Here is a 12311-nt window from a genome sequence, read left to right as displayed (position 1 = left end):
TTCTGTAAAAAGAAAAACCCAAACTTTTCAGTTTGGGTTTGGTTAAAAAATAATAGTGTAGCGATGATGCTAACTGTGTTTATTTTTTTAATGAATCTCTGATTTCTTTTAAGATATCTAATTCTGATGGTCCTGCAGGAGCTTCTGGTGCAGGCTCTTCTTTTTTCTTCATGTTATTAACGCCTTTAACAACTAAGAACATTACAAATGCAACGATAATAAAGTCGATAACATTAGTTAAAAATGTTCCGTACTCCAAGAAAACTTCACCGACCATTTCGCCAGCATCGTTTAAAGTTCCCTCTTTTAATTGGTATCTTAAGGCTTTAAAATCTGAATCGAATATCATACCAATTAATGGTGATACGATTCCTCCTGTAAATGCAGTAACAACTTCTTTAAAAGCAGCACCCATTACAAAACCTACTGCAATGTCAATGAGGTTGCCCTTCATTGCAAATTCTTTAAACTCTTTTAACATAATTTAGTGTTTTAATTTAGTTAGTGTTATAGTTTAGACCCCAAGTTAATTAAAAAAGTCACATTATCTAAAAAAAATTATTGAGGTAAGATAATGCGCTTAATACGCTGTGATAAAGCGGTTAGTATTTCATATGAAATTGTACCGGCCGACTCAGCAAGAGCACTCACTTTATGTTCTGAATTAAAGATGATAACTTCATCTCCTTCTTTACAATCGATATGAGTAACATTCACCATAATCATATCCATACAGACATTACCAATTATGGGTGCCTTTTGGTCATTAATATAGACAAAACCTTTGCCATTTCCATAAATACGGCTAATACCATCAGCATGACCAATGGGTATAGTTGCCGATTTTTCTGTTTTATTAGAGGTATATGCCCTGTTATAGCCAACAGTTTGACCTTTTTCTATCGTGTGAATTTGTGAAATAATAGACTTTAAACTCGCAACGGGCTTTAATTTTTTATCTTCTTCATCAGAATTTCCGTAGCCATAAAGACCAATACCACTGCGTACCATATCTAAATGTGCTTCGGGATAATTAAGAATTCCAGAAGTATTACACAAATGTAGCCATGGCTTAACTCCTGATTGTGCTTCAAAAGTATCAGCGATGTTTTTAAATTTTTTAATTTGAAGTTGGGTAAACTCTAACTCATTTAAATCTTCGCTAGCTGCTAAATGTGAAAATATAGAAGTGACTTTAATTGCCGATGTATTTTTAAGTTTTGAAACGATGGCCTCAATATCATTCTCATTAAAGCCTAATCGATTTAAGCCTGTATTAAATTTTATATGAACAGGGTACTGTTTTTGACCTTGTGCTTCGGCTGTTTTTATAAATTGATCTAAAATAGCAGTACTGTAAATATTGGGCTCTAAGCAACGGTCAATAAGTGTTTTAAAACTAACAGCCAAAGGGTGCAGGACTAAGATAGGCTTTGTAATCCCTGCGTCTCTTAATGCCACACCTTCTTTGGTGTAAGCCACAGCAAAATAATCGACATCTAATTTTTGAAGATGTCTTGCAATTTTTGCCGCATCATTTCCGTAAGCAAAAGCTTTTACTACAGCTAAAAATTTAGTTTTAGACTGTAATTTTGATTTTAGGTAGTTATAATTATGAGTAAGTGCACTTAAATCAATTTCGAGAACGGTTTCTTGAGCTTTAGGCATCGTCATTATGGTCTTTAGAGTCTATTTCCTTCGCGTCATTCACGTTCATTTGCCTTAATTTGTCTCTTTGCATGCTTTTGTAATACGCCGCTCTGCTTAAAGGTTCGTATTCATCAACTTCTCCTAATAAAACCAAGTCGTCACTTAGTGCTTTTCTGTGACTAAATTGTGCTAAGTTTCCTGTTTTTGTACAGACCGCATGAACCTTAGTAACATATTCTGCCGTCGCCATAAGATTAGGCATAGGACCAAACGGATTCCCTTTAAAATCCATATCTAAACCAGCCACAATAACACGGATGCCTTTATTAGCAAGGTCGTTGCAGATGCGTACAATTTCATCATCGAAAAATTGAGCTTCATCAATACCCACCACATCGCAGCCATCGGCTAAAATCGGAATATTAGCCGCAGCAGGTACAGGTGTTGATCTAATTTCATTAGCATCATGAGAAACCACCATTTCTTCATCGTAGCGCACATCTACAGCGGGTTTAAAAATCTCTACCCTTTGTTTTGCGAATTTTGCGCGTTTAAGTCGTCGGATTAACTCTTCGGTTTTTCCAGAGAACATTGATCCGCAGATGACTTCAATCCACCCAAATTGTTCTTTTTGATTTACTGTATTTTCGAGAAACATTTTGTAATTTTAGCACTAAATCGAAGTTTGGCTTCGATTTAATAAAGGTCACGCAAATTTATTAAAAATCAAAAGCAAAATAAGCTAAAAGCGTATAAAGAAATTATAAGCTGGATTTTAATAAGTGTGTAAAGTTTTTTATTTTAATTAAAAATTAAGGAGAGCCTTAAAATTCTTCATTTTAAAACTATTAAATTTAGAATAATGAAAAAGAAATTAGAATCAGAGTTGGTTAGTATTGCGCATAGAATTCTGAAACTGAAAGGTAGAGAGGATGTCGATCAAATGCATAGCGAAGTCTCTAAGCTTTATGAAAAATTGACCGTTTTAAAATTTGCTCAAGAAAACTTTGAAGATCGAATGCCTAAAATTGGCCATAATTCTTCATTTTTTGGAATGTTGGATACTGCCTTTAATAATAAAGTGAGCGATAATGTTGAGGTTGAAGATCGCACATATGTAAATTTAGATGAGGTAGAAGATGATGGTATCATTGAGCCTGTGATGACTAAAATTAAAGATTTAGTAGCGCACATGCCTGAAGATGAAGAGGTAGGGCCTGAAAAAGAAATGGAAGAACCTAAATTAGAGAAAGTAGAAGAAGAGGTTAAACAAAACGTAGAAGAAGAAAAACAAGATGTGCCTTCTTCATCTAATGAATTTGAAAGTATTACATCTGGTTTTGATCAGATTCCAGAATTCGAACCTATAGAAGAGGCTAAAAAGCGCGAGGTAGCCTTAGAAAAAAAATCACTCAACGATAAACTTAAAGGCAAACGATTAAATATTGGTCTTAATGATAAGTTAGCATTCATTAAACACCTCTTTGAAGGTAAGAATGAAGACTATGATCGCGTGATTTCTCAGGTTAATACGACTCACTCTTTTGAAGATGCACAAAATTTAATTTTAACCATGGTAAAGCCCGATTATAATAATTGGGAAGGAAAAGAAGAGTATGAAACGCGTTTTCTTCAAGTTATTGAAGGGAAGTTTAATTAATGAGAATTAAACAAATAATATATTGGTTCTGCACTATCGCCTTGTGCTTCATTTTTTTGTATTCTGCACAACTATATTTTTTCAATTTAGAAATGATGAAGGGCTATTTTGAAAACCTTAACTATCCAAGCTATATTGTTTTGCCGCTTGCCATTTTAAAAATCCTTGGTGTTGGTATGGTATTGTGGCGAAAAAACAAATGGTTAACAGAATGGGCTTATGCAGGTTTTTTCTTCGATTTGGTTTTAGCAATAACCGCTCACTATTTTGCAGGTCATGGTATTTTTGGTGTTTCCTTTTACGGACTGCTTGTTATTTTTCCGTCTTATTTTTTAGGCAAAACGCTACGAGACTAGCTCTTAAATTGGGTTGAAAGCCATAATTAATAATTCAAATATATATATCCTACAAAAGGGTCATTAAAGCTGTTTATGCTTAATATATAAAAGTAAGTCCCTACAGGTAATAATTCTGAAGATTTAGGAAATCCCATATTTGCTTTTCCATCCCAGGTATTTAAATAATTTTGAGCTTCATAGATCTGTGTGCCATAACGATTGTATATTTTGAGAGTGTTTTCTGCATAATCTTCTATACAAGGAATAAACAACACATCATTTTTTCCATCGTTATTAGGTGAAATCCCTTCAGGAATCATTAAACAATTTGAAATTTCTACCGTGGCAGAATCTTCATTATTACTAAGGTCTCTATCAACTTCGTTAACGCTATTTAATAATGCAACATTAGTTAAATTACTTGAAGCAATAACACGTGCCGTTATAGTTAAGGTTTCAAAAGCATTGGGATTAAGGTTAGGAATATTCCAGATAAAAGTAGTCTCGTCAAAAACACCAAAACTTGTTTGTGCAGAAAAAAATTGATAGCCTTGAGGTAAATTGTCTATCACTTCAATTAGCGTCGCTGTGGTTGTGCCTAAATTGGTTGCTGTAATGGTAAAATCAACATCCTGCCCCATAACAGCTTCAGAAGGAGAAACAGTTTTAGTAATTTCAATATCAACATTAGAGGTATCAATAATGACTTCTAATGTGGCACTGGTTTGGGACGTGTCTATATTGTTATTATTGCTAAAGTTTTGAAAATTATTTAGATAAATTCCTGGCGTGTTAGAAGTTACCATAACCGAAAAAGAACAACTAGCAACACCTTCAGGAAATACTAAGTTTTCTAACCCAACAAAAGCATCATCAATAGTGCCTATAAAAGTGGCAGTACAACCATTGGCTTCAATCCAGCTGAGAGTACCAGAAAGTAGTATGCCACTAGGTAAATTATCTAAAAATGAAATATTAGTTTGATTAGGATTAGACGCTAAATTATACACTGTAAATAGTAATTCACTTTCTTCACCTTCAACAATAATATTTGGCGTAAATGATTTTTGAAGTGTAGGCGCAATAATCTGAATGCTATTGATTGAAATATTAGAGTCTGGTGTTAATTCTTCATTGTTAGCAGCATCAGGAATCGCTTCAGCAATATTATTAAAAGCACCTCCAAAACTTGGCGCCATAACCGGAATACTAATTCTAACGGATGAACCTGCTGCCATGCTTGGGATAGTTCCTGTTATAAAATTATCAGTACTATTAAAATTTGTCATGCAAGTCGCACTTCCTGAAGTTACCGTGCAAATAGGATTTCCAACAATAGTAAAAACAGGATTAACAGTGTTTTCAAAAAGAACATCAATCGCGTCAGAACTTGTACTGCTATTGCTAATGTCTACAATCCAATTGAAGGTTTGATTGGTGTTTACTTGAGAAAATTCAGGATAGGTTTGCACTACCAAATCTATACAAGGCGCAAAATAAGTCCTTAAAGAAGCTGTGTTATTTTGGGGGGTGCTATCTATTAAATCATTAGCATAACTAACTTCCACGGCATTAAGCCCAATCATTGGGTCGGTAGAGCATTCGGGAGTCCAATCTATAGTAAGATTAAAACTTACAGAACTATTTGCTGGTAATTCCCAATTGTCTTCAGCTGTAATTTGCCAAAAGATATCGGGTTCGCCATTTTCTATAATGCCATCTACAGGTACACCAATATTAGCGTTTTGGATATTGAAACAAGTTGCAGTTCCTGTGGTTTCAATACACTCAACATTGAGTAAAACAGCAGATAAAGAAGCGTTGCTATCATTAGGAAGCGACATAAAATCATCTAAAATAATTATAGCATCTTCATCTCCAACATTGGTAACAGTTACGTCATAAGTTACCAAGCCCCAAGGAGCAGTGATGTCTTCTGAGATTCCAATTGGTAATTCCGGATTTGTTTGCGTTTTACTAACTTGTAAATCATAGGCATCACATGGTTCTACAGCAGGTAGTACTACTGAGTTGGTAAAGTAATTATTATCGGGATTGGTATCTATAATCTGATTGTCTAAAATATTTGTAGCACTTCTTATTTGGGCCACAACCTCATTATGGTTTACGCCACATTCAGGTTCAAAATAACTCAGCACGGTTTCAATAGTTATGGTAGTATTGGGCTCTAAAATAAAATCAGTGCTCACCCAAATCTGTCCATTGTTGCTCAGTGAAAAATCATTACAGCTTACGGCGCCTGTAGTTGCTAAACAGTTGATGGCACTAATATCCCAAGTTAAAGTTGATAAATTTTGAAAAAAGAAGCGCATAGGTGCTGCAGAAGGGCCATTATTACAAATGGTAGTCTCAAAGGTGATGTCTTGTTCATAATCTATTACCTCTGAAATATCAGGATTAGTTTGTACCGTTTCGATACAAATATCAGTTTCTTGGCAAAGCTCGGCTAAAAGTAAATCTGTAGTAACGCTATTAGAATCTATAGTTGTTAAGCTAGACGTATTATAGGCTACAGAAATTTGGCTATCTACAGTAATCGGCATAGGGTCTGGCGAACAAGTAAAGTTGGTGTATTGGTAAGTCATTTCAAAAGTGATACTTCCGCCTGCGGTGATTTCAACAGGGTTACCAAACAAGAAGATTGTACTTGAGGACTGAATAGACGTAGAATTTCCTGTGAAATTTGTTAAATCCGGACAAATAGTGCCATTCGTTGTTGCTATACATTCAAGCGCTATAAATTGAACTAACGGTTGCCCATTATCATAAGGCGAACTTAAACTTAAAAGCCCTTCAATATATGATAACGGAAAATCAATAGCACTAGTATTAGTGATGGTAAACTGGTAAGTTACGGAGTCTCCCCAAGCAGCAATTGCCGTTCCTTCAGTAGGCTGAATTTGCGTATGTGTTATTGAAAAATCAATAGGAACGTCTAACACATCTATAGATATAATAGCTTGATTATTACTTGTGTTGGTGTCTTGTATGTTATCAGGCGGATTTACGGTTCCATTTGCTGTGATTCCTCCTATACTTGTTGGTGCAGTAACCAAAATAAGTAATTCTACACTAGAATTATTGGGCATGTTAGCTATAGAAGCTGTTAGAATATTATCCGTAATGCTAATATTAGAAATATCAGAAGCACCAGACGTATTGTTTTGCGAATTGTAAGAATTGATGCTTAAATCGGCATCAAAATTTATAGAAAGCGTAGTGTTTTCAACCGAGTTTCCAGAATTTAAAACAGTAACTAAATACTGAAAATCTTCATAAATATCGACTTGAGAAATGGCTGTTCCATTCAAGTTTTGAGCTTCAACAGAAATAGACAAATCTGTTGTTTGTCCATATATTTGTAAACTTATTAGAAATAAAAACAACAGGTAAACTTGTTTTCCTATCATAAATTGCAGTTTTAATTAATGCGATATGAAATTCTGTTTTTCTATAATAAAACAAGTTAAGAGGTGTTTTTCCTAGTAAAGTATCGAATTTACGAAAAACATGTTAAATATGATGTTTGGTTAGATAGTATATAATAAGAAACATTGTAAATTTGAAAAGAAATTGCCATCCATGAGTAAACTTTATCTTGTACCAACACCTATAGGAAATTTAAAAGACATGACGTTTAGAGCTGTTGAAGTTTTAAAGGAAGTAGATTTAATTTTAGCCGAAGACACGAGAACTTCAGGGAAGCTTTTGAAGCATTTTGAAATTACCACACAAATGCAAAGCCATCACATGCACAATGAGCACAAAACGGTCGATGGTTTAATTGAAAAACTAAAATCAGGTTTAACCATTGCTGTGATTAGTGATGCTGGTACGCCTGCCATTTCTGACCCAGGTTTTTTGTTGGTAAGGGCTTGTGTTGAGCATAATATCGAAGTGGATTGCTTACCGGGAGCAACCGCTTTTGTTCCGGCATTAGTTAATAGTGGCTTGCCAAATGATAAGTTTGTGTTTGAAGGCTTTTTACCTGTTAAAAAAGGGCGTCAAACCCGCTTATTGTTACTTGCCGAAGAAACGAGAACCATTATTTTTTACGAAAGTCCACACAAGTTGGTAAAAACGTTAGGTCATTTCTGTGAGTATTTTGGAGACGATAGATTGGTCTCTGTCTCAAGAGAAATTACCAAACTCTACGAAGAAACCATTAGAGGGACAGCCAAAGAAGTTTTTGAACACTACACCAATAAATCACCAAAGGGTGAGATTGTTATTGTGGTTGACGGCAAACATAAATAGTAGTATGACCTTAAACGATTTTTTAGTTAAGCTTAAATCACACCCAATGCAGATTGATTTTTCTGAGACCATGGCTGTCATAGAAGCTAATTACCAATTTATACCAACAGCTTTCACCAATGGCACTTTAGAAAATGCTGCAGATCAAAATTTAGGCTCTTGTAAATTATTTGCCTTTGCAGTAAATCAAAACTTAACAAAAGAAGACACTCTAGCGTGTTTTGGAGCTCATTATTTTAAAAATGTTTTAATTCATCCTGATGGAATAGGACATCAGAACATTAGAAATTTTATGAAAACAGGTTTTGAAGGCTTGCATTTTGAAACCTTTCCTTTAATTAAAAAATAATCGATGAACATCTTCAATATCGCAAATGAACAAAATATCATCCTTTTGTGATTGGGTTAATCTTTGAAGCAACAGCATTACTGAACCTTAATTAGATTTCATAATTTACTAGTTCAATATTAGAATTATGAAAACGAAACATTACGACGTATTTATCATTGGAAGTGGAATTGCAGGACAAACGGCTGCTGAGGTTTGTGTTGAAGCAGGTCAAACCGTTGCTATTGCAGACCAAAGAGAATTTGGAGGTACTTGTGCCACGAGAGGTTGCGATCCCAAAAAAGTACTGATACAGTTTGCCGACTTAATGCAAAATTCAAATCAGCTTAAAGGTTTAGGAGTCAAAAAATCACCTAAAATTAAGTGGAAAGCAGTACAGAAATTTAAAAAGACATTTACTAAGCCGGTCCCATCAGAGACAGAAGAAAACCTAGTAGACTCAGGTATCGATTTATATCATCAATCGCCAAAATTCATCAGTGAAACTGAAATTATGGTGGAAGGCAAAACTATTACCGCTGATAAATTTGTGATTGCTACGGGGTATTTACCACGAACATTAGAGTTTAAAGGGGCTGATTTATTAAAAACAAGCGACGCTATTCTTAACTTGAAAAAAATCCCGAAATCCGCGATATTTATAGGCTCAGGATATGTTGGTATGGAATTCTGCTACCTGCTTTCTACAATGGGATGCGATGTTACCATGATTGAAGTTGGTGAACGTGCCTTAGCACCTTTCGATGCCTTTTTGGTTGAAAAATTGGTTGAGGTATTAGAAAATCGTGGCGTTACATTTATTTTCAACGCAACACCTAAGCAAATAAAAAAAGGCAAGAAAAAGCTCAAATTAAGTGTTGAAATTGATGGCGAAACCAAGAAGATTAAAGCAAAAAAAATCTTTAATACCGCAGGTCGTGTGCCAGCAATAGATAAATTAGATTTGGAAAAAGCAAATATCAACGCTGATGAATCTGGTATACTCGTCAATGATTTTATGCAAAGTACTAGTCATGAAAATGTTTATGCTTGTGGCGATGTATCTAGTAAATCTCTACCTTTAACACCACTTTCTGGCTTACAAGGCTATATTGCGGGTCATAATATGGTTAATGGAAACTCAAAAGCATTTGAAAGTCCCTTAGTTCCTTCTGTAGTGTTTACAAAACCGCAAATAGCTAGTGTAGGTTATTCTGAAGAAGAAGCGCAAAGCCGCTATAAAAATGTAAAGGTTTATAAAGGTGATGCATCAAGTTGGTATAATGCCCAAAGAGAAAATGCTGAAGCTTATGCGTATAAAATTTTAGTCAACGACCGTACCGATAAAATTGTAGGTGCACATTTATTAGGTTCGCAAGCCAATGAAACGATTAATATATTTACAATGGCCATAAACAAAGAGATGACCGTTGCTGATTTTAAAAAGGAAATATTTACGTACCCATCTTATACCAACGACTTAAAAAGCATGTTGAAGGATGAGGATTAGTATATGAAGGAATTACTATACACCATTAGCCAATGTACACTTTGTAAAGCCCATTTGCCTTTAGGTCCAAGACCTGTAGTCACCTCAAACATACATTCTAAAATTGTAATTATAGGACAGGCACCAGGGACAAAAGTCCACGCTTCTGGTATTCCTTGGGACGACCAAAGCGGAAAACGATTACGACAATGGCTCAATGTGACGGAAGCCCAATTCTATGATACCAAAAATTTCGCGATTATGCCTATGGGATTTTGTTACCCTGGAAAAGCGAAAACTGGCGATTTACCGCCACGACCAGAATGTGCCCCAAAATGGCATGAGCAATTATTAGATAAAATGCCAAATGTGAAGTTGATTATTTTAATAGGTGCTTATGCGCAAAACTATTATTTAAAAGGTAAAGCTAAACGAACGTTGACGGAAACTGTTGGAGACTACAAGGCGTATTTGCCTAAGTATTTCCCCATTCCACATCCGTCACCAACCAATCGCTTTTGGCGTAGTAAGAATCCTTGGTTTGAAGAATTGGTAGTGCCTGAGTTGAGGAAGAAGGTTAAAGAATTAATATAAGTTTGATTAATTAAAATACGGATAATACTTCATGGCAGCATCTGGATTTGCTTTGACATCTACTTTTAAAATTTCATCGCCATTTTCATCGAGTTCTATGATGTAGAAGCTTTCTTTTTCTTCTTTTCTTTGTAAGTATATTTTTGTGCTTCCATCGTCATTGAAAAACTTTATAGTTTCGTAATCATCATAATTAGAGGACACCATTTCAGAGTATATCTTTCCTTCTACAATCTTTTGTGTAATTGTTCTGCTGTCTTTAATAAAACGTTGAGAAACAATATTTCCTAATAAATCAAAATACTGTGTCTCTATAGATTCTCCATCTTCAATTTTAGATTCGGATTGTACATTTCCACTTTGAAAATAAGAATAAGTACTTCCAACTAAAACATCATTTTGATACGTCTTTTTACTATTTAAAACACCATCAGGATAATACAATAGTTCGTCACCATGTTTTTTGCCATTAGCGTATAGCGTGTGAGAAAAAATTTCACCATTGGGATGAAACACAATATAATCACCATTTAACAAACCTTCTTTAAATTCAAATTCTTCCCATTTAGACATTTTATCACCAACAACATAATAGCCATCCATGAATTTTTGGGTTTCATTTAATCTATAGTATTCTAAACCATTGTAGTAATTTATAGTGTAAGCGTTTCTTCCAACAAAAGTAAAAGAGTCCTCACTTTTATCTTTTTCAGAAGATTTACATCCAAGTAAAAATAAGGTGTTTATTGCTATAAGGAAAGTGAATTTTAATAGTTTCATTATAAAATTAATTTTGAATTAATACAACGACCCATCATGCTTCCCAACCACAAAACCATGTTTTCCTAAAAATTGATTGCCACTTTCAATCGCTCCACTTTCCATAGTTGTTCCCATAGAATCATTCCAACGGTTTAAATAACCAAATAATGAAATGACACCTAACATTTCTACAATTTCACCTTCATCCCAATGTTGGTATAAGCGTTCTTTAATTTCCGCATTTACTGCATTTGGTATTTGACTAGCTGCTAAGCTAAAATCAAGTGCTGCACGTTCGGCTTCAGAAAATGCAGCATGGGTTTTATACTCCCAAATGTTATCTAACTGCTCTTGTTCTGCACCATAGCGTTCCGCTGCTCTAATGGCATGCGCCTGGCAATAACGACAACCGGTTGCATTACTACTCACCCAAGCAATCATGCGTTTTAAGGCTGAGGTCACGCGACCTTCATTAGCCATCACGGCTTTATTTAAGTTAATAAACGCCATACTAATTGCTGGCCGGTGCTGCATGGTCAATACCGAATTTGGACAAAACCCAAGGGTTTCATTAAAAAATTTTGCTAATTCCTGAGTTTCTAAATCGTGTTCTGCAGACAAAGGGTTGACTAATGCCATAGTTATTTTTTTAGTAGTATTTTTGAAGTAACTAAGATAACACTTTAAGATTTAGTAAAACTATAAATCTTAAATACCACAACGATTACTAACTTTTAAAACGAAACACTATGCAACATAAAATCACGACAAATTGGAAGGGTGGCTTAACATTCGAATCCGATAATCCAAGTGGAAAAACTGTCCTAATGGATACCAATATTGTGGGAACCGACAAAAGAAATGGACTTTCACCAAAAGCCATGATGTTGTCCTCTTTAGCAGGGTGCTCTGGCTTAGATGTGATTTCTACGCTCGATAAAATGAAAGTAGAAATTGATGATTTTAAAATGGATGTTTCTGGAGAACTCACTGAAGAACACCCTAAATATTACCACACCGTGGTTGTAGATTATCATTTTTATGGTACCGATTTAAACGAAAAAAAATGCGAACGTGCCGTGAACTTATCCGTTGATAAGTACTGTGGTGTTATGGAAATGTTTAGACAGTTTGCAACCGTTGAAACACATATTCATTATCATAATAAATAAGAATATAATTATTATCGAATAGTTTTTGGAATTTATAATT

The 12311-nt window shown here is 34.7% G+C and carries 13 protein-coding genes; 7 read left to right on the top strand and 6 right to left on the bottom strand.

What is annotated here, in order from left to right:
• Window positions 1–79 precede the first annotated feature (79 nt).
• The 3 genes from mscL to HM982_RS10760 form a co-directional block, all read right to left on the bottom strand.
• The gene (mscL, locus tag HM982_RS10770; protein WP_179353172.1) at window positions 80–481 is read right to left on the bottom strand and encodes a large conductance mechanosensitive channel protein MscL; all 402 of its coding nucleotides are present in this window, start codon (window positions 479–481) and stop codon (window positions 80–82) included.
• 77 nt (window positions 482–558) lie between these two features.
• A complete protein-coding gene (gene alr / locus HM982_RS10765) occupies window positions 559–1668 on the bottom strand; it encodes an alanine racemase (RefSeq protein ID WP_179353171.1) in 1110 nt (369 codons plus the stop codon).
• Window positions 1661–2308: a thymidine kinase gene (locus HM982_RS10760; RefSeq protein ID WP_179353170.1), complete on the bottom strand. Its 648-nt coding sequence runs from the start codon at window positions 2306–2308 to the stop codon at window positions 1661–1663. Before HM982_RS10760 ends, alr begins: the two co-directional genes overlap by 8 nt.
• Window positions 2309–2512: 204 nt before the next feature.
• On the opposite strand from HM982_RS10760, the gene HM982_RS10755 reads away from it, so the two are divergent.
• Both HM982_RS10755 and HM982_RS10750 read left to right on the top strand, forming a co-directional pair.
• Window positions 2513–3310 carry a hypothetical protein gene (locus HM982_RS10755; protein ID WP_179353169.1) on the top strand — a complete coding sequence of 266 codons (798 nt, stop codon included), beginning with the start codon at window positions 2513–2515 and terminating at the stop codon, window positions 3308–3310.
• Window positions 3310–3666, top strand: a complete 357-nt coding sequence (locus HM982_RS10750; RefSeq protein WP_179353168.1) for a DoxX family protein — start codon at window positions 3310–3312, stop codon at window positions 3664–3666. The genes HM982_RS10755 and HM982_RS10750 overlap by 1 nt, the downstream gene beginning before the upstream one ends.
• Window positions 3667–3692: 26 nt before the next feature.
• On the opposite strand, the gene HM982_RS10745 is transcribed toward HM982_RS10750, so the two are convergent.
• On the bottom strand, window positions 3693–7079 hold the full coding sequence (locus tag HM982_RS10745) for a DUF7933 domain-containing protein (RefSeq protein ID WP_179353167.1): 3387 nt from the start codon (window positions 7077–7079) through the stop codon (window positions 3693–3695).
• A gap of 172 nt (window positions 7080–7251) precedes the next feature.
• Here HM982_RS10745 and rsmI point away from each other — a divergent pair, with 172 nt between their 5' ends.
• From rsmI to HM982_RS10725, 4 genes are all read left to right on the top strand, one after another.
• Window positions 7252–7926, top strand: coding sequence for a 16S rRNA (cytidine(1402)-2'-O)-methyltransferase (rsmI, locus tag HM982_RS10740; protein ID WP_179353166.1), 675 nt, complete (start codon window positions 7252–7254; stop codon window positions 7924–7926).
• A 4-nt stretch (window positions 7927–7930) separates the two neighbouring features.
• Complete coding sequence (locus HM982_RS10735; protein WP_179353165.1) at window positions 7931–8275, top strand: HopJ type III effector protein; 345 nt, start codon at window positions 7931–7933, stop codon at window positions 8273–8275.
• 127 nt (window positions 8276–8402) lie between these two features.
• Window positions 8403–9764, top strand: coding sequence for a dihydrolipoyl dehydrogenase family protein (locus tag HM982_RS10730; RefSeq protein ID WP_179353164.1), 1362 nt, complete (start codon window positions 8403–8405; stop codon window positions 9762–9764).
• A gap of 3 nt (window positions 9765–9767) precedes the next feature.
• The gene (locus tag HM982_RS10725) at window positions 9768–10337 is read left to right on the top strand and encodes a uracil-DNA glycosylase family protein (protein WP_179353163.1); all 570 of its coding nucleotides are present in this window, start codon (window positions 9768–9770) and stop codon (window positions 10335–10337) included.
• A gap of 6 nt (window positions 10338–10343) precedes the next feature.
• Here the strand turns inward: HM982_RS10725 and HM982_RS10720 are convergent, their stop codons facing one another.
• Together HM982_RS10720 and HM982_RS10715 are read right to left on the bottom strand one after the other, a co-directional pair.
• A complete protein-coding gene (locus tag HM982_RS10720; protein WP_179353162.1) occupies window positions 10344–11117 on the bottom strand; it encodes a toxin-antitoxin system YwqK family antitoxin in 774 nt (257 codons plus the stop codon).
• 18 nt (window positions 11118–11135) lie between these two features.
• Window positions 11136–11738, bottom strand: coding sequence for a carboxymuconolactone decarboxylase family protein (locus HM982_RS10715; protein ID WP_179353161.1), 603 nt, complete (start codon window positions 11736–11738; stop codon window positions 11136–11138).
• A 110-nt stretch (window positions 11739–11848) separates the two neighbouring features.
• Here HM982_RS10715 and HM982_RS10710 point away from each other — a divergent pair, with 110 nt between their 5' ends.
• Window positions 11849–12271, top strand: coding sequence for an OsmC family protein (locus HM982_RS10710; protein ID WP_179353160.1), 423 nt, complete (start codon window positions 11849–11851; stop codon window positions 12269–12271).
• Window positions 12272–12311 lie beyond the last annotated feature (40 nt).

Source organism: Winogradskyella vidalii (assembly GCF_013403955.1).
Classification (GTDB): Bacteria; Bacteroidota; Bacteroidia; order Flavobacteriales; family Flavobacteriaceae; genus Winogradskyella; species Winogradskyella vidalii.
The sequence above is the reverse complement of the archived record's forward strand: the minus strand, read 5'-3'. Positions and strand labels throughout refer to the sequence as shown.